This is a genomic window from Chryseobacterium carnipullorum, from assembly GCF_900142785.1.
GTDB lineage: Bacteria > Bacteroidota > Bacteroidia > Flavobacteriales > Weeksellaceae > Chryseobacterium > Chryseobacterium carnipullorum.
Window position 1 is genome coordinate 96,798 of sequence record NZ_FRCD01000019.1, and the last position, 20,587, is coordinate 117,384.

At 38.0% G+C, this 20,587-nt stretch carries 7 protein-coding genes; 1 reads left to right on the forward strand and 6 read right to left on the reverse strand.

From position 1 onward, the window contains the following. Positions 1–243: 243 nt before the first annotated feature. The 4 genes from ccsA to BUC06_RS23915 all read right to left on the reverse strand — a co-directional run bounded on the left by ccsA (position 244) and on the right by BUC06_RS23915 (position 7,009). Entirely contained in the window at positions 244–3,561 is a 3,318-nt protein-coding gene (gene ccsA / locus BUC06_RS19460; protein ID WP_073335667.1) for a cytochrome c biogenesis protein CcsA, read from the reverse strand. 607 nt (positions 3,562–4,168) lie between these two features. Further along, the gene (locus tag BUC06_RS19465) at positions 4,169–4,933 is read right to left on the reverse strand and encodes a thioesterase II family protein (protein ID WP_073335668.1); all 765 of its coding nucleotides are present in this window, start codon (positions 4,931–4,933) and stop codon (positions 4,169–4,171) included. Between the two features lie 463 nt (positions 4,934–5,396). Next, positions 5,397–6,356, reverse strand: a complete 960-nt coding sequence (locus BUC06_RS19470) for a TauD/TfdA family dioxygenase (protein ID WP_073335669.1) — start codon at positions 6,354–6,356, stop codon at positions 5,397–5,399. A 512-nt stretch (positions 6,357–6,868) separates the two neighbouring features. Next, positions 6,869–7,009: a hypothetical protein gene (locus BUC06_RS23915; RefSeq protein ID WP_167367439.1), complete on the reverse strand. Its 141-nt coding sequence runs from the start codon at positions 7,007–7,009 to the stop codon at positions 6,869–6,871. 112 nt (positions 7,010–7,121) lie between these two features. On the opposite strand from BUC06_RS23915, the gene BUC06_RS19475 reads away from it, so the two are divergent. After that, positions 7,122–8,075: an aminoglycoside 6-adenylyltransferase gene (locus BUC06_RS19475; protein WP_073335670.1), complete on the forward strand. Its 954-nt coding sequence runs from the start codon at positions 7,122–7,124 to the stop codon at positions 8,073–8,075. 528 nt (positions 8,076–8,603) lie between these two features. Here the strand turns inward: BUC06_RS19475 and BUC06_RS19480 are convergent. Continuing rightward, the gene (locus BUC06_RS19480; protein ID WP_073335671.1) at positions 8,604–19,160 is read right to left on the reverse strand and encodes a non-ribosomal peptide synthetase; all 10,557 of its coding nucleotides are present in this window, start codon (positions 19,158–19,160) and stop codon (positions 8,604–8,606) included. A gap of 23 nt (positions 19,161–19,183) precedes the next feature. Further along, positions 19,184–20,587: non-ribosomal peptide synthetase (locus BUC06_RS19485; RefSeq protein WP_139263402.1), on the reverse strand; the 1,404-nt coding region annotated here is incomplete at its 5' end.

The following is a 20,587-nucleotide window of genomic DNA, read 5'->3' on the forward strand; positions in this document are numbered from 1 at the left end:
CATAATAGCAGTTTGTAAAGTTTCATCATCTTCTTTTCCCTTTCACATAAAGGATCTGTAACCTCTGTTGATCTGTTAATAATTTGACTTAAACGAACGAAATCCTCAGTAAAAGAGTTTGAAGATCAATGTGGTAATAGAATCTAAATAAAAGAATCCGTCTCACAAATTGGTTGTGAGACGGATTCTTTTTTATCTGTTGATCCATCCAATTCGGATGATCTGTGAATTTTTGTAATTAAATTAATTTGTAATTTTTGCGGTTTTTTTTAAAAATTTAAACTTAAAGTAAGATACCGCGGAAAGTATGAACATAAAAGCCAAACCAAGATAAACCCATAGCGGAACCGGAACCGGATCTCCTGCTGCATAAGAATGTAAACCACTTAAGTAATAGTTGACCCCAAAATAAGTCATTACAATACTAGAAATAGCCAACATGGAAGCTACGTGAAATGCCCATCGGCTTCTTAATCCCGGAACCAAACGCATATGCAGTACAAAGGCATAAACCATTACCGAAATAAAAGCCCAGGTTTCCTTTGGATCCCAGCTCCAATATCTTCCCCAAGATTCGTTAGCCCAAATACCCCCCATAAACATTCCTATAGTCAGAGCGTAAAGCCCTATCGTTAATGCCATTTCCGAAACGATGGTAAGTTCTTTTAAGGTATGATCGTTGTGCAGTTTGAAAGATTTTTTCCCTGCAACAATGTAAAATAGCAAACAAATAATGGCAATGACAAAAGATAATCCCAAGATTCCATAACTGGAAGCGATGATGGCAACGTGAATAATCAACCAATATGATTTCAGAACCGGAACCAGCGGTGTAATTTGCGGATCTAGCGCAGAACCCCCGTGAGCAAATCCCATCATCATCACTGCCACCGTAAATCCTGCTGCAGGAATCAGTGCATTAGAATTTCTGTAAAGTGCCAAACCTGCTGTAATTCCTACCCAGGATATAAAGATGATCGCTTCATAACCATTACTCCAAGGTGCATGGCCGGAGATATACCATCTTCCAATTAATCCTAAAAACTGGAAAAAATATCCAACGCAGCCAATAACGATCAGTACCTTGATGATTTTATTTAATATTTTATTGGGTTTGAAAAGCTCGATGAAGCCAAACAATAGAATTAAACCACCTACTAAGGTATAGAAAATCAAAAGTTTAAAATTGATATTTACTTTATTCATAAATACCTCCAGTTCCACTTTTGTTTTCGATGGAACTACATTTTTTCCCCATTTTTGCTGATAGTCTGACAGCTTTTGAAGTTCTGCATCTGCTTTAGCCCAATTTCCATCTTTCTGGGCTTCCAAAACTGCTGAAAAATACGGTCCCATAACGGCCTGACTTTCCGGATCCGGTTCAAAATTCTGACCCAGCCAAGAGTGCCAAGTAGAATTCGGATCGTTTTTAACAGGGACAATCCTCATAAACTGACCGCTAAAGAATTCGTTAAAGGCCTGAACACGATCGTTCAGATCGATTACTGCCAAATCATATTTTGACTGTTCTGCAGGTTTTTTACGGAAAGCTATATTGTAATCTTCTTCCAAAACGTAATGTAGCTGTCCATTTTCATCTACAGGGAACATATTCATTAAAGAAGTGTAGTCATCTTCGTTCGCTTTTACTTTTTTCTTCAGTATATCGCCACCATTAATAATTTTGATCATCGGAACCATTGTCCAGCTAGGCGTATCCGTGTTTATAGATAGAAACCACTGGTCTGCCGTTAAATATTTTCCGTCCGAGCCTTTGAAGGTATCGCTTTTATAAAGTTTTCTTAAAACATCAAGCGCTTGCGTACTCATAGGAACAATTCTTCCTTCATAATTCTGAACCAACAAATAAGAAAACTTCTCGGCATGCTCCTTAGAAATTTTGGTTTTTGCAATGGCTTCATCAGCAGAAATCGTTCGTATTTTATTGAAAGATTTTGCCACCGAATTCTGTTCAGAACCTGAATTTGCACTTTGCATTGCTTTTTCGTGCTCTGCCGTGGTGTGCACGGTTCCATCAGCATGACGATGTTGGTTTTGATCTCCTGCTGTTGTACTGATTGGTGTTTTCGACGATCCGTCGGAAGTACCGTGGGTTTCAATTTTTTGAGCATTCAATCCCAAAGAAAGAAGTAATGCTACGATAACAACCATTTTCTTTTGGCTCATTTTTTTCAGTTGCTGGTTAAGTTTCCAGAAATGAGTTCCTTTCCAGAAGAAGATCACAAACATTCCTGAGAACAGAAATGCGTATCCGATATAAGTAATAAGCGTTCCCCAGAAATCGTGGTTTACAGAAAGTACAGTCCCCATTCTGTCCGGATCAAAACTTGACTGGAAGAAACGGTAGCCTTTATGGTTAAGAACGTGGTTCATGTAAATTTTATATGGAGTTTCTTTTCCTTCTTCAATGATTTTCACGTGGCTTTCATAAGCACTTGGAGAGTTACTTCCCGGATAGGTTTCCATAACGAAATCATGAAGTTTCAAAGCGAAAGGCGTATTATAGACTTTAGGCCCGAAACCCACCATAATGTTCAGTCCGTCCATGGTTACCTGCTTGAATGCGTTTGGATTTCCTTTTTCTACGGAAAGATCAACCAATTGCTTCGTTTTAGGTCCCTGAAGCTCGATTCTAAGCATGTCAGGTACCATAGCATCTTTCTTTCTGTCTCCCTCATACGCCATCAGTCTTCCTTTTTTAAGGCCTTCAGGAACAACCAGTTTCAATTCATTAATTGTATATAAGCTTCTCAGTACCAAAGGCTGGAATTCATCTTTCTTGGTACTTCCTGTAGCCTGGGTTGCCATGGTCATAAAGGCTGCATCAACAGGTGTTTTGATCAATATTTTCCCGTCTTCTTTTTTAAATTCTACAGCACCGTCAATGGCTCTGTTGAATGTTACCAAAGTTCCGTTAATAGATTTTGTTTCTCCCGGTTTGATGTAGATATTCTGTCTTCCTGTACTTCCTGTAGAAACCAGATGAAGATATTCAGCCCCATTGGGCTCAGCAATTAAGCTGTCTTTTTTTCTCTGGATGTAGTCTTTTGTAAACACCTTTACTTCCTTTCCGTGGAAATCATAGGTTGCTTTAAAATCTTTATGCAGTGGAGACATCAGATAAGGAACATCCTGATAATTGAGAACGTCTCCTTTCTCTTCGACCTGGATCTTAAAGAAATTCTTGTCGGTCACAATTTCATTGGAAGTTTCGCCTTCTCTGATGTGCATTGTTCCTTCAAAGCTGATATATCTTGTAATAGCCCCTCCTACAAAAATAAGGATAAAAGAAAGGTGAAATACCAGAACAGGCCATTTTTCTCTTTTCCAAAGACGATACCTTGCGATATTTCCTACGAAGTTGAGAATAAGCAGAACCATGACTAATTCAAACCATTTTGCTTCATAAATTAAAGCTTTGGCGGTAGGGGTTCCGTAATCGTTTTCTAAAAAAGTGGCATAGGCCATGGAAAATGCGTAGACCAAAAGCAAAACCGCCATTGTCCTTGTAGAAATTAATATATTCTGGAGTTTTTTCATAATCAAATAGGAGTTTGATAAATTACTTATATATATTTGATTTTAAAGAGTTATAGAGGGAAGTTTTACCATGGAATCAAACGACTGCAAATATAAATATAATTTTCCAAAGCCGCTAGTGAAGTGATTACTTATTCTTCACGAAAATTTATCTTTTTCATCGTATGGGTTTTGAAGGTGCAAAAGTCTTTTATTCTTCAACAATCTTTCATGAAACAACCCTGGAAAGATGTGTGAACGTCATTTTACTCCTATTTAAACCCATCAGGTAAAAAACTTTCACGGCTTAGTTTTTGATTAGATTTTCGCGGATCTTTACAATACATTTTTGAATGAAGAGCCAGTCTTTAGATGTGCTATTCTTATACTCTATCCCCAGAGTTCTATTGCAGGAGTTTTCAGCGTATCTATTTGTCCCGGTTTCTGTTCATGATATTCACAATCTGCCCTGTCAATCAGTAATATCCAACTGTGCATGATTGAAGACAAAGATGATCGTTACAAAATTCTCTGATTTGATTTGTTTAGGTCGTTATCAAAGTAAAAATTCTAAAAAGGACATCCCGGAAAAACGACAAAAGAAAAATTTTCAGAATAATTTTTCAGCTTACACAATTTGAGAGATACTTTGCATCATTTTTTGTGCAATAATCTTTGATTTTTCATGGATGAAAAAATGATTTCCTTCCAGGATTTCAAAAGTGCAATCAGCATCTGTTTCATTCCCCCAATCTTTCATCTCTTTTATTGAAGTCTTTTCTGCTTGTTCTCCTATTTCTTCGTTTCCCATTATTATATTCATGGGAATTGAAAAAGGTTTATCCATTTTAAAATAATTATAATTCTCAATCGCTCTAAAATCGTTCTTTAAAATGGGATAGAAGATTTCCAATAAGTCTTTTTGGTCAAAAAAATCATTGGGCATACCTCCCATTTTTTTTATCTCGTCCCAAAATAACTCTTGAGGAAGAGCTGATTTCTTATTCTTAAAACGATTATGCTCCGGCGCCCCTCTTCCAAGAAAAAATGTACATAATGGTAATTTCAAATTATTTTCGCGAAGCTTTTTCATAAGTTCATAACCAAGAAGACATCCCATACTATGACCCAAAAGCAGATATTCCCCTTTAATGATATGTTGACGTATCTTCACAAATAGATTGTCGACCATGTCAGGGAGATTGTCCAGTAAGGGTTCTGTAAACCGATCCCCTCTTCCTGGCAGCTCTAATGTAATCCATTCAAAACCAGGAGACATCTCTTTTTCTATTTTATTAAAACTGTATTTATTACCGCCAGCAAAAGGAATGGCGATAATTTTCGGCTTAGCCGTCGTAGTACTGTTCATATATTTTCCCTGGAATGTATTCATAAATAGGCGATGGTTTTAGTCTTAGAAAACAGGTGCAAATATAAGAATTTTAAGCATGTTTATTTTCGTAGGGCCCATTAATAGACCAATTTTAGTTTGCTTATAATGATGGACTCCCATAGTAACAAAGGGTATAGTTTTATAGATATTCTTTCAACTCTGTAGCGGTTGATAACTAAACGTTATTAATTATTCTTATGTCGATTTCAGCTTATCATGTTTTATGTAATATCCCAACTCAATGGAAAACTTTTACTATTTGGTATTTGTATTGATTTTCATTACAAATGAAAATCAATATTGGTCTATTCAAAAGGTACAGATTGACCATCTGTGCCTTTTGAATAGACCAATATAGTGCTCGTAAAGAAGTTGCTGGTCTTTATCAATCTAAATTCTTCCGGTCATCAACATTTTCGCTTTCTGATACAAGTGAATTCTATCTATTGCCCGGTTGAAATCCTTAGTTTAAAGGCAGACTGTATTCTTTTGCCATCCCGACAAGTACTTTTCTTTTTCCTTCAAACGGTTCTCTACCGTGAGTGTATAACATATTGTCCAGCAATAACAAATCGTTTTCCTGCCAATCAAAACTTATCTTAGTTTTATCATAGACTTCTCTTATTACGTCTAATACTTTAGGATCGATCGGGCTTCCATCACCAAAGTAGGTATTTCTAGGTAAATTATCTTCCCCTAATATTGCGATTAAGTCTTCCCTCAATTCACTATCTAAATTGCTTACATGAAAAAGATGTGCCTGATTAAACCATAATTTATCATTGGTAACAGGGTGAACAAGAGTAGCCTGATTTATTTGTTTTGTTCTGAGTCCATTGGGAGTCCATTCCGCTAAAATGTTATTGGCTTTACAATAAGCTTCTACTTCATTTTTATCATGAGTCTGAAATACTTCTTCCCAAGGCAGGTCAATATTAGAGTAGTTTCTAACATACATAATTTTTTTTCTTTCAAATTCCTCTCTGATTTCTGCCGGGATTTCGTTGTAGGCAATTCTACTGTCAGAAATAGGAGTATTCCCCATCTTATCTGCCTTTACTTTACATAAAAACCCTATTTTAGATGGCCATTTATTGGAGTAAGAATTCTCATTATGCTGTGGAATCCATTCGGTTTGATGGTATTCGGTAGCTGTGAAAATTTTATTTCCCAATTCTGTACGTGGGGTGGATCTGAAGGTATAATCAATAAGCTCCGCTCCCAGCAATAAGGAAAGAATTCCCCCAAAATCATTTTCATTCACCTCATTAAAACCTCTGATAAGAAGAATTCCGGTCTTTTCTAAAATGGTTTTTACTTCTTCCTGATTTTCCTTTGCCCAATCCAATGGTGATACTCCCTTGTTTTCAACATGATACACCATATCAATCCCATTAAAGGATTCTAATTTCTCTGCGTCCATTTTTCGTTTATTTTCAGTTATTAATTTTATATTACTACTTTTTAAGGGGTTCCACTATGAGTTTTTAAATGTACACCTTGTTACAAAGTCTGTCTTTTTGGGTGGATTTAAATTTCACAATAACAGATTCCTGAAAGAATGCTCATCAGTAGGTGATTCTTCCCGATAATTTTGATTTATTGTAAAAATCTCCGGCATTGGCTATTTTTAATTAGACTAATTATTTGCCAATATGCTGTCAATACTCATTGTGTATTGTAACAGAAGTTGTTTAGCTCAACACAAACTGACGTATCCTGCTGACTATCAAACAAATACAGTTACAAACAACCGAAAAGCAATTTACAAATTTATTTTGAAAAAATTAATTAAAACACTAAAAACTGTGTTATTTTCAATCTGAATCTGTATAAGCAATTAACAAACAATTTATTACATAAATCATCTCAGCCAATTTAAGTCTACGCTATAGAGAAATAAGGTTTGGATGATGTAACTTTTTAAAAAGGTTTTTATGCCTGAAATGATCTGGAGCAACCGATAGCAGAAACCACCATTCCATACATTCTTTTCATCACTTCGTGAAATAGTACATTTTCTCCAAATGAAACCCAAATAAAGAAAAAATATTCCGGATATTTCTGAGTCTCCAAACGGTATAAGTTTTACAAAAATATTTTTTTTCTTATCTTTGAAGATTAAACGAAAAAGTATGCTTTCCTTGAAAAACAGGCATATTTATACACTCCAATAATTCTATGTACCATGAATAATTTAGATGAAATATTAAAAAAATTTGGTGAGTCCAATACCGACATCTGCTCTATTGTTACTTTTGGATCATTTTTCCATTTAGACCGTAAAAAATCTTCAGATTCTTTATCAGATTTAGATGTTTTTGTATTCACAGATGACGTTAAAAAATACAATAACCAAAATAAGACTGAATGGCTATCCAGTTTTCCAAATTCAGTCTTGTCAGTTTATCTTCAACAAGGTGAGGCTACGGTACGCCCACGCGTTTTGTTTGACAATCTTTTTTGCATGGATTTAACAATAATTGATAAAAAATTATTGGTGTTAGCAAAAAGATACATTCAATTGAAAAAATTCAAGGCTTTTCGTTTTTTATTTAAAGCACTGCGAGTAGACAACTATATTGCCTCGTTTTCATACAACTTGTCTTCAGGATACAAAATTGCTTACAGTCGTGATGAATTTTATCCGGTAATCAATCAGCTTGTTAAAGAGTATCAGTTTGAGACTATCGAATTTAATGAAGAAAATTTTAAGGTTAATTACAATGGATTTTGGCAAATGTGTTATAAAGTTTACATTGGAATTAAAAGAGATGATATGCTGTATGGTGTTCTGGCCAATGACAATGTTTTAAAAAAAATAATCATAGAACTTCTGGTCTGGAAAGAACAGCTAAATCCTCACAGAGAGTCTGCAATTTTTAAAGGAAAGCATATTAAAAAATGGGGAAATGATTACTACAAAGAGATCATGAATGATTTAATGTTTAATCATAAAAAAGAAGAAGCCTACGCAACGCTGTTAAAAAATATTTCATTTTACAAATCTGCTTGTAAAGGGGTAAGCGATTGGCATTTACCTGATCTTGAAAAAAGCATCATTTCTTTACTAGAAAGCGAAATCAAGACATTATCTATTCAAAATGAGCGTAATGATGCTCCCGTGCTCACAACAATATAATTTACCTTTTATTAAATAAATTTTTACTGGTCCTGCTGAGAAACAACCCACCAGTACCAAGAATAATTTTTAAAGAACAAAAAAGGGCGATTTTTTTAAATCGTCCTTTTTTATATTCTTTGGTAAGCAAAACAGATAAAAAAACTACTTTTTATTTGAAAAATGAATATCCCATTCAATAAAATATATGCTGTTCTTAATGGTTAAACCGAACATTAATCTCTAAACTTTTTGTAGGACCAGCACCGCATTTTCCAGCCTTTTAAGGCAAAGAAAAAGTTTTATGAAATGTGTTTCATAAAACTTCCTCATCTGAATTTATTCATAATGATTACAAAATCATTTTTCAGTTTTATGCCCCCTTTTTGAGAGGGGCTTAAAATCTGTTTTCTTCTTTTCTGTTCTCACTGCAATCCTGACTGAATATCAATTCATTAAATTATTTTTAGTCAAAACCTTAGTATACAAACTTTTATTGTTTAATGTTTAAACAGGCTCTATCACGTCACTGAGACAGAGCCTGTCATATTATCCTTTTAATAATTCTGTAATCTGTTTTATATTATTCTTACTTGTTAAAATGTTATGGTGATTTGCAGGAATTGGATATACCGTTACTTGTTGGTGAGTATATTGATTCCAGTTATAATTAAATCCGATATTATCCACAATTACTGGTTCTCCGTTGATTTCTTCAGTCTTATGAATCGCTTTAAATAGTGAAATATCTGTATTTAATTTCTCTTTATTTATACATTGGTATGAGCGACTAAACTGGTAGTTATTAAATCTTACTTTCAATCTTCCTTTAAATTCCTTTTCATTCTTTGGTCGTAATTTTTCACATATATGATTAATTTGCTCATCTACACTACCTTCAATAAATAAATCATTTGAATTGAAACTTTCACTATCAAAATCAAAGTCAAAACCAATCCCATCACCATCTTTAAAAAATTCAACTAAGGTCTCCAGCAAGTTTTTAAAAGCCTTGTCTTCTTCTTCGATGTTACCGTTTATTTCAGATTCAGGTTTTCCGTCAAAAAAGATTAACTCATCAACTTCAAATCCTTTTTCTTTCAGTTGTAATGCCATTTGATAAGCTATTATTGCTCCAAATGAATAACCTCCGAGTCGGTAAGGCCCATGCGGATCTACTTTTTGCATTTCATCAACAAACCGTGTTACCATTTCCTCAAGCGACTCTGCCAGCTTTGATTCTCCGTCTAAACCAGGACTATGAAACCCGTATACAGGTTGATTACTTCCCAGAGATTCAGTTAGTCCCCCATAGACATGACATGTTCCTGATCCGTCTGGTGCTAAAAACAGCGCTTTTTTATTTCCGGATTTCTGTAGGGGAATCAGAATATCATTATCAAATAAGCTTTTTGCATTCATGTTAGCTGCTAGCTGGGAAATGGTTGGAAATTCAAAAAGTAAGGCGATCCTCATATCTGTATCAAATATTGTATTTATATGAGTAACTATTTTAAATGCCAATAAACTATGCCCTCCTAACTCGAAGAAGTTATCATGGATGCCGACCTTTTCAATTTTTAACAGTTCCTGCCAAATCTCAACCAATCTCTTTTCTTTTTCTGTTCTTGGCGCAACATAGTCTTTCGCAGATAATGCAGAAGAGTCTATATCCGGCAATGCTTTTCTATCCAGCTTGCCATTGGAGGTCAACGGCATCTCGTCCAGTTTTACCCATAATCGGGGAATCATATACTCTGGCAGGATTTCCCCTAATTGTAATTGCAGCAATTCCTTATCCAGTTCTGTCTCCATGACTACATAAGCAACCAATCGGCTGTTCCCTTCATTGTCCTGCTTTGCCAAAACACAGGACTGTGTTACTCCCTGTAATCGGGACAATGTGTTCTCGATCTCACCAAGCTCGATACGGTAACCTCTTATTTTTACCTGATTGTCCTTCCTGCCTAAAAACTCAATATTCCCGTCAGGGAGCCATTTGGCTAAATCACCCGTCTTATACAAACGATCACCTTCTTTGAAAGGATTGGCAATGAATCTTTCATGGGTCAGCTCCTCATTGTTCCAATAGCCTCTTGCTACTCCTGAACCTCCTATGTACAATTCTCCGGCAACTCCTACAGGTAAAATATGATCGTTTTTATCCAATACATACAGATGGATGTTATTGATACCATTACCAATAGTTACTCTTTGTGAACTTCTTAGTTTCTGAGCAGTAACCCAAATAGTGGCTTCAGTAGGCCCGTATAAATTCCATACTGTTGTACTTATATCGGTAAGGTTATTTTTTAAGGATTCATTGATGGCTTCTCCCCCTGTTAAAATGCATACATTCTCCTTGTTTTCCCAACCATTATCTATCAACATTTGCCATGTAGATGGTGTCGCTTGCATAAAATCAGGCTGATAAGCTTCTATCGCTCCTTGAAGTTTATTCCCATCTCTAATGCTTAGTTTATCCAGTATTACCACTTTTGCTCCCAGTAATAATGGAGTGAACAATTCAAGATAGAAAATATCAAATGTATAGGTTGTTACCGAAAGAAAAACCTGTAAGTCTTTCATTTCTAAACGATCAACCATTCCCGAAAGGAAATTTGACAGATTATAATGAGTGACAGCAACTCCTTTAGGTTTTCCAGTACTTCCAGAGGTATAGATCACGTAGGCCAGGTTGGATGGAGAAGCCACCCTTTCTATTTTAGCCTTGGATACTTTATCAAAACGATCCCATTCACTATTCAACAGAATAACATCCAGGTTGTCTTTATATTGATCTGAATCGCTATCGCTAAGCAATATCTTAACCCCTGAATCTTCCAACATATACTCCTTACGGGATTGTGGATAATCAGGATCTATAGGAACATAGGCTCCGCCTGACTTCAGAATTCCCAGGATACCGATAATCATCTCCAGGCTGCGGTTCATGCAGATACCCACCAGATTTTCTGCAGAAACTCCTTTATTGATAAGGTCATGAGCCAGCTGATTGGAACGCTCGTCCAATTCCCTGTATGTAAGACTCTCACCTTCATAAACCACTGCTATAGCGTCAGGAGTTTTTACCGCCTGCGCTTCAAAAAGGTCAACAACGGTCTTGTCTTTCGGGTAGTCTACAGCGGTATCGTTGAACACCTCTAGTAACTGGTGTCTTTCTTGTCCGGTGAGCATCGATAAATTGCCTACCTGAATGGCTGGAGATGCAACAATGGATTGTAAGATTTCCTGATAATGGAAGAACATTCTTTGGATTGTTTCTTCTTTAAACAGATCCGTACAGTAGTTCATATTCACAGAAAAACCAGCCTCACTCTCCTCTATGGTTATTGTTATGTCAAATTTTGCAGTGACCTGCCCTTGTGATTCATAATTGCTCAAGGTAAGCCCATCCATCTCTATCTGCACTGCATCCGGTGTGTTCTGTAAAACAAACATCACCTGGAACAGAGGAGTTATACTCATATCCCGTGTCCTTGTAACACGTTCTACGACCTTCTCAAAAGGAACCTGTTGATGGTCGTAGCCATCCAAAGTCGTTTTCCTGACCTCTTTCAGTAACTCCAGGAAAGATGCATCCCCTTTAATCCGGGTACGGAGAGCCAAAGTATTGACAAAGAAACCGATCATCCCTTCCAGTTCCTTTCGGGTACGGTTGGCTACTGAAGTGCCTACACAAATATCCTCCTGTCCACTGTATTTATTCAATACGACGTTGAAAGCAGCTAACAAAGTCATGAAAGAAGTAACACCTTCCTCGCGGCTCAAAGAGTTAATTCCTGTACTCAAGCTCCTGTCCAGCGCAAAAGAAAGAGTCGCTCCCGAGACACTCTGCAATGCAGGACGTCTGTAATCGGTGGGCAACTGTAATGTACCTACACCCTCTAATTGGTCCTGCCAATAAGATAACTGATCTTCGATGATAGCGCCTTCCAGATTCTTCCGCTGCCACAGTGCATAATCAATGTACTGCAAAGGCAGTGGTAATAAGGCTAATTGACTGCCAGAAACATAAGAGCGGTACAGTTCCACAAACTCACCGATCAATATTCCCTGGGACCAGCCATCACTGGCGATATGATGGAACACCCCCGCAAGGACGTACTCATTATTCCCCAAGTCAAACAGGCACGAACGGAACATGTAATCTGAATCGAGATCAAAAGGAGCTGATAAAAACGCTTTTAATTCTTCCGTTAATGCGGAAGCGCCATGAGCGATCTTTTTAAAAGAAAGTTCCCATTCATCCGGTGAAAGGACCTCCTGATAACCCACTCCTTCTTCTGAATAGATAATTGTGCGAAGTACTTCATGACGGGTAACGATTTCTTTAAGGCTCAGGAAAAGAGCGTTCTTGTCCAAATCACCCGAAAGTCTCAGCGCAAAGGGTATATGGTATTCCACACTCCCCTGCAATCGGTCTAAAAACCATAAACGTTCCTGACTAAAGGATAAGGGTATCCTGGCTGGTCTTTCCTCAACTTTGATAATCTCAGGCAGCAAAATACCTTTTTCCTGTTGTAGCAGGTAAGCTCCCAAGGTCCCTATAGTAGTATAGGCAAAGACGTCGCGGATCGTCACTTCTACATCCATCTCCTTTCGTATCATGGATACCAAACGAGTGGCCAATAAACTATGGCCACCTAGTTCGAAGAAGTTATCATGGATCCCCACCTTTTCAATTTTTAACAGCTCGTGCCATATCGCTGCCAATTGTTCTTCTATTTCTGTTCTTGGGGCAACGTAGGCTTTGGTGGACAAAGCAGAAGAGTCTATATCCGGTAATGCCTTCCTGTCCAGCTTACCATTGGAGGTTAACGGCATCTCGTCCAGTTCTACCCATAATCGGGGAACCATATACTCTGGCAGTCTTTCCTCTAACTGGGATTGCAGCACTTCCTTGTCCAGGCCGTTCTCTCTGGCCACATAAGCCACCAATCGACTGTTCCCATCACTGTCTTGCTTTGCTAAAACACAGGATTGGGTTACTCCCGGTAATCCTGACAATATGTTTTCGATCTCGCCCAGCTCAATACGGTATCCCCTTATCTTTACCTGGTTGTCTTTCCTTCCTAAAAACTCAATATTTCCATCAGGCAGCCAACGGGCAAGATCACCTGTTTTGTACATACGCTCTCCATCTTTGAAGGGATTGGAAATGAACCTATCATTGGTTAACTCCTCGTTGTTCAAATAGCCTCTTGCCACTCCGGAACCAGAGATAAACAATTCTCCTGTAGCTCCCACAGGTAACAATCTCCCTTCTTCGCTCAAGATATACATCTGTGTGTTGGCTACTGGCCGGCCAATATCAGATGGCATAGTACCTTCGTCCAGCTCGTGTTCACTTGATGTTATCGTTGTTTCTGTAGGACCAAATTCATTGATAATTCTTATGCCTTTATTTCCCCATTTCTTATATATTTCTCTGTCAAATACATCTCCTCCACTGATTATTCTTTTCAAATAATTTCCTTCTACATACGGTAGCTCTCTTAAAAACGACGGCACTGCGTGTAAATGCGTAATCTTTTTTTCTACAAGTAATTGAACAACTTCTTCTACATTGAGCAATTTAACTTTGGGTACAATATGTAAAGTAGCGCCATTGAGCAATGGAACAAAAATTTGTTCTACTGACGGATCGAAAGAAAAACTAAAAAATAACAAAAACTGGTCTTCAGCAGTAACCTGATAAAAATCTTTTTGACAGTAAAGAAAGTTCGATATATTTTTATTCTCTACCATAACACCTTTTGGCCTTCCTGTACTTCCAGAGGTATAAATAACATAGGCCAGGTTATTTGGTGAAGCTATTCTTTCCGGCTTTTCTACCGCATACTTCCCCGTTATATTATCCCATTCATTATCCAAAGATATAATATGCAGATGATCAGTATTTGTGAATAGGTTTGCACAATTATGAGCACTAAGTAAAACTTTAACTTTTGAATCCTCTATCATGTAATTGATGCGGGATTGTGGATAATCGGGGTCTATAGGCACGTAAGCTGCTCCTGATTTCAAGATTCCCAGGATACTGATGATCACCTCCAGACTGCGCTCCATAGAGATTCCTACCAGATCTTCTACAGATACTCCTTTATCCATCAGGTAATGAGCCAACTGATTCGAACGCTCGTCTAATTCTCTGTAGGTCAGACTCTCGCCCTCATAAACTACGGCTACAGATTCCGGGGTGTTTTTCGCCTGCTCTTCAAACAGGTCAACCAGCGTTCTGTCTTGCGGATAGTCTACAGCGGTATTATTGAATACTTCTAATAATTGATGGGTTTCCTGTTTCGTTAGAATTGACAATTCCTCAACTGTTATTTGCGATGGCTTATCCATATGATTAAGCAATTCATTCAATGCTTCTTCCATGTAGAATACCATAGCAGAAGGATCAATTCCTACAGAAGATATATCGAATGTTAAACCAAAACCATTGCCGTAGTCTTCTACTGCTAGATTAATTGGATAATTTGTTCTTTCTGTAGCTAGTAAAGATTTTATCCCTGTATCAAAAGGAGTATCCAAACTATAGGCTGATTTATCTTTTGTCTGATGGCGATAATTAAACAAGGCGCTGAACATCGGGATATCATTGGGAATCCCGCTCCAATTATGAACGTTTGATAAAGGAGTATGTTCATGATCCAAGAGCGATTGTAAACGGCTATTTGTTTGGGCAATGTATGAAGGGATATCTCCTTTGAGATCCAATAACACAGGCAGGGTATTCAGAAACAAGCCCATAGAAGATTCCGAACTTTTGGATCCTTGCAACCTTCCCATAAGTACCGAACCGAAAAGAGCATAAGCTGCACCACTGCATCTTCCCACAACAAGGCCAAAGGCCGCATGGAACACTACAGCCGGGCTCATCTGCAGGTCTTTTGATATTTTTCTAATACCATCACATAATTCAGAGGACAATATCGTTCTTGATGAAACAACATTGGTACTGCCATCCATCTTAATGCTTGATAAATTAAAAGGATAAGTGGGTGATTCAATCTTTCCGAATAGTTCACCAAAGTACTTTTTGCTTTCCTCCAATTTCTCCTTGTTCAAGGTATGCCCTATAAAATCTCGGTATAAAGCGGGAGTCGGGAGTAAATCTGCACGTCCTGACAGATAAAGCTCAATCTCCTCTATCATTTTAACTCTGCCTATACGGTCGGTCATCAAATGGTGATAATAGATCACCGCGTAATATGAATCATTAGCTACATCATCGGCTATTTTTGTTTGTAATATTGGTGCTTTTGATAGATCTATCCATAAATTTTTATGTTCAACTGCCTGTTCTACCTGTGGTAAAATTTCTTGAGTGGTATCTATAGTCAACTCCTCTACATTCAATTTCACCTCCCGCAATACGACCTGCACCGTTTTAGAAAGTCCATCGCTTAAAACACAGGTACGCAACACATCATGACGATTAATAACAAACCTCAAGGCATCGAAAAATTCTGAACGATTGTCTGATGATGGGAAAGATAATAAAATAGGTAATACATAAGGATCACCATTATTTCTATCACTCATCAGATGGTGAAAATAAATACCTTCCTGTAAAGGTGACAGTGGATAAATATCCTGAATATTGGCAGCGCCTCCCGGAACATGGTCCATGATGGTATCCAGTTCATTCTGGCTCAAATCTACCAGGGTTACCATCGAAGGAGTGATATACTCACAATCTTTTACAATACCATTCTCAGGAACCTTATATCCTTCTTCAGTAGAAGTTAATTTCGTACTCAACTGAGCGATTGTAGGATCTGTGTAAAAATCTCCAATATTCACCGTGTAGCCTAGCTTTCTTATCCTTGCTATCAAACGGATCGATAATAAGCTTTGCCCTCCCAGTTCGAAGAAGTTGTCATAGATACCTACCTTTTCAACTCCCAACAATTCCTGCCAGATCTCAGCTAATTTTTCTTCGATTGCTGTTCGTGGAGAAACATAGGCTTTCGCGGACAAGACAGAGGAGTCTATATCCGATAATGCTTTTCTATCGATCTTGCCATTGACAGTAAGTGGCATTTCGTCTAGTCGTACCCACAACCTCGGAACCATATATTCAGGTAAACTTTCCTGTAATTGTGATTGTAATGCCTCTTTGTCAAGATCTCCATCCAGTACCACATAGCCAATCAGTCTTTTGTCGTCATGTTCGTCCTCTTTGGCCAAAACACAGGATTGGATGACTCCCGGTACTCCTGACAATACATTCTCGATCTCGCCCAACTCAATACGGTATCCGTTGATCTTGACCTGGTCATCCTTTCTGCCTAAAAACTCAATATTCCCATCAGGCAGCCATTTGGCTAAATCACCCGTCTTATACAAACGATCACCTTCTTTGAAAGGATTGGGAACGAATCTCTCAGCGGTTAATTCTTTCCGGTTCAAGTACCCTCTTGTCACTTGAGCACCGCCTATGCATAATTCACCAACCGCACCTACGGTCACTAAATTTCCATGGGTATTGACTATATAAATCTGAGTGTTTGAGATGGGATGACCTATGGTGATATTTTCAATTGATTCGTAGTTGGTCACGTCAGAAACAACACATCCTATCGTAGCTTCAGTAGGACCATATTCATTGAATACTCTTGCTGACGGATGCAGGGCTCCTAAATTTTTTAAATCTGAATGTGTTAACTGTTCACCCCCTATAATGTAAGACTGTATCTTTGAGTTATCTAATTCCTTGAAAAAGGACAAATGAGCTGGAGTTAATTTGATAGAATTGATCAACTCGTTTGAAACTACATCTGCAAAAACATCACTCACATTATTATCCTTGTAAATATATAATGCCCCTCCTGTAAGCAAAGTTAAGTAGATACTTGTCTGTGTTAAATCAAAGGATAGAGAACTAAATAGAGGAAAGCTGTAACGATCATTACCGGTTCTGTAACGATCAATAGAATATAATACGTAATTGAGCAGATTCTTGTGCTCCACCATAACACCTTTAGGCTGTCCTGTACTACCGGAAGTATAAATGATATAAGTTAAATCATCTGGCGACGGGCTGTACTCAGCATTAGCGGTACCATTTGCCAAATGATCGAATTGAGTGTCAATAGCAAATACAGGCACTTCGTAATCCGATACATCAGATAAATTTTCGGATTCGATGATTAAGAGTTTAACCCGGGCATCTTCTACAATAAATTTTTTCCTAGCGGATGGATATGCCTTATCAATAGGTAAATAACATGCTCCTGATTTTAGAATTCCCAATATTGAAATAATTGACCAGGTGCTGCGATCTAATAAAATACCAATAATATCTTCCGATACGACTTCACATTCTGTCCTGAGATAATAGGCTAGCTGATTCGATTTTTCATCCAATTCTTTGTAAGTCAAGCTCTCTCTATCACAAACTACGGCTATGGCCTCGGGGGTTTTTGCCACCTGTGCTTGAAAAAGATCTACTACGGTCTTGTTTTTCGGGTAGTCTGCAGCGGTATCGTTGAACACCTTCAAAAGACGGTGTTTTTCCTCTCCGGTGAGCATCGATAGATTACCAGTCTGTGAAGATGGGGAGCTAACAATCGATTGTAATAGCTCTTGATAATCAGCGAACATCCTTTGGATCGTTTCTGCCTTGAATAAATCTGTACAGTAGTTTATACCCACATTAAATCCTTGAGCAGTTTCACTTACCGTTAGCGTCAAATCGAATTGTGAGGTATGCAGTTGTCGTTCTCCGTAACCAGATAACTTCAGTCCTTCTATTTTTTTAATTTCTGTATTTTCAGAATCTAACACATTCTGCAACAAAAACATCACCTGAAACAGAGGGTTTACACGGGTATCACGTGTTTTAACGACACGATTTACAATCTTCTCAAAGGGAACGTGCTGGTGAACGTAGGCATCCAAGGTCGTTTGCTTAACCGCTTGTAAAAGCTCGCGGAAAGATGAATCCTCTTTTACCTGGGTACGGAGAGGCAAGGTATTCACGAAGAAACCAATCATATTTTCCAGCTCCTTCTGGTTACGGTTGGCTACTGAAGTACCCACACAAATATCCTCCTGGCCGCTATATCTGCTCAACAGGACTTTAAAGGCAGTCAACAGGGTGATGAAAACGGTAACGCCCTCCTCCCGGCTCAAAGAGTTGACCTCCGCACTCAGGGCACTGTCCAGTGCAAAAGAAAGGGTCGCTCCAGAGACACTCCTCACGGCCGGACGTGCATAATCCTTCGTTAGTTCCAAGACACTTACCTCTTGTAGTTGCTGTTCCCAGTAGGATAATTGCTTGTCGATAACAGCACCTTCTATATGTTCTCTCTGCCACAGCGCGTAATCTGCATACTGTAGGGATAATGGCTGTAAATTGAATTCTTTACCAGAGACATAGGAGCGATAAAGCTGAATGAACTCACCAATTAATATATTTTGGGACCAACCATCACTGGCAATATGATGAAACACTCCTGCCAGGACGTATTCATTCCCTCCAAGATCATACAGGCACGAACGGAACATGTAATCTGAACCCAGATCAAAAGGCATTGACAGAAAAGATTTTAATTCTTCCGTCAATACAAAAGAATCGGTAGTTACATCTTTGAAAGAAAGCTCCCAATCATCTGGTGGAAGGACTTTCTGATAGCCCACCCCTTCTTCTGAATAGATAATTGTGCGAAGTACCTCATGACGGCTAACAATTTCTTTAAGGCTCAGGAAAAGAGCCTTTTTATCCAAATCACCCGAAAGTTTCAGCGCAAAGGGTATATGGTATTCCACACTCCCATACAATCCGTCTAAGAACCATAAACGCTCCTGACCAAAGGATAATGGAATATGCTCATATAAATTTCGATCGTAAACTTTTATTTCTTCGTATGAGGTAATAAATGAAGAACGATTTCTTTTTTTATAAATATTTAAGTAGTCGACTATGCTTGCTTTATTGTTTTTTAAAACTCCTAAGAAATCGGCATCTATATTTTTCTTTTCAGATTTTATAACTAAGCTTCCTTCTTTTAGTTTTACAGATATTCCTAATGTCTTTGCTTTTTCTAATATTTCAAAAACTTCCATATTTTTATTGTACTCTAATTATTTTAAATATAAATTTCATCATCAAAATCTCCGTCTTCCACTTCTAGAGCGAGATATTGAATATAATTGCCTAACTGCTCAATACAATTATATTCAAAAACGTCCTGAATTGAGATTTCCATCTCAAATTCTTTTTGAACACTAATAATCAACTTAACGGCTAATAGACTATGGCCTCCCAATTCGAAAAAGTTGTCATATATACCGACTTTCTCTACTCCTAAAAGCTCCTGCCATATCTTAGCTAATCTTTCTTCTGTTTCTGTCCTTGGCGCAACGTAGGCTTTCGTGGAAAAAGCAGAGGAGTCTATGTCCGGCAATGCCTTCCGATCCAGTTTTCCATTGGAGGTCAGCGGCATCTCGTCGAGTTCTACCCATAATCTCGGAACCATATATTCCGGCAAAGTTTCCTGCAATTGGGATTGCAGGGCTTCCTTGTCCAGCCCTCCTTCCATCACTACATAAGCGATCAGTCTTTTATTACCCTGTTCATCTGCACTGGCTAAAACACAGGATTGAACGATTCCAGGTAATCCTGACAATGCGTTCTCGATCTCACCCAGCTCAATACGGTAACCTCGTATCTTTACCTGATCATCCTTCCTGCCTATAAACTCAATATTCCCGTCAGGAAGCCATTTGGCTAAATCACCGGTCTTATATAAACGATCTCCTGCTTTGAAAGGATTGGCTACGAACTTCTCATTGGTCAGCTCCTTATTATTCAAATACCCTCTCGCTACTCCTGAGCCTCCGACAACCAGTTCACCGACAACCCCTATAGGAGCTGGATTCATGTGTTTATCCAATATATAGGCATAACTGTCTTTGATCGGTTTACCAATTGGAAGCGTATGGCCTGTGATTTCGATAATATGGGATGTAGAGAAAGTGGTATTCTCGGTAGGCCCATATCCGTTAACCATCGTAAGTTCCGGGTATAGTTCTTTTACTTTATTTGTGTACTTGTATAAAACAGTATCTCCGCCCACCAATAAATACTTCAACGACTGGAAAACACTTACATCTTCCTCTGCGATTTGATGGAACCAAGAAGCAGTCATCCATAACGTGGTGATCTTATTCTCCAGGATCAATGTTTTGAAAAGTGTTATGTTCAATAGAGTATCAGTCGTTGTTAATACCAATTTTCCTCCGTTTAATAAGGTTCCCCAGTATTCTATGGTCGTTGCATCAAAGGATATCGACCCTGTGGACAGCCAGACTGTTTGGTCAGTTAAACTGATATAATCACAAGTAGTAGATAAACTGACGATGCTTTTATGTTCAACCTGAACCCCTTTAGGACTGCCCGTACTTCCGGAGGTATAGATCACATACGCCAGATTATCAGGAGAAATGGTTCTTTCTATTTTATCCCTGGAAACTTTGCTTAAAGTATCCCA

Coding starts and splice junctions, on each gene's coding strand:
- BUC06_RS19475 (WP_073335670.1), top strand. CDS start 7,122: ATGAATAATTTAGATGAAATATTAAAAAAATTTGGTGAGTCCAATACC.
- BUC06_RS19480 (WP_073335671.1), bottom strand. CDS start 19,160: ATGGAAGTTTTTGAAATATTAGAAAAAGCAAAGACATTAGGAATATCT.
- BUC06_RS19470 (WP_073335669.1), bottom strand. CDS start 6,356: ATGGACGCAGAGAAATTAGAATCCTTTAATGGGATTGATATGGTGTAT.
- ccsA (WP_073335667.1), bottom strand. CDS start 3,561: ATGAAAAAACTCCAGAATATATTAATTTCTACAAGGACAATGGCGGTT.
- BUC06_RS19465 (WP_073335668.1), bottom strand. CDS start 4,933: ATGAATACATTCCAGGGAAAATATATGAACAGTACTACGACGGCTAAG.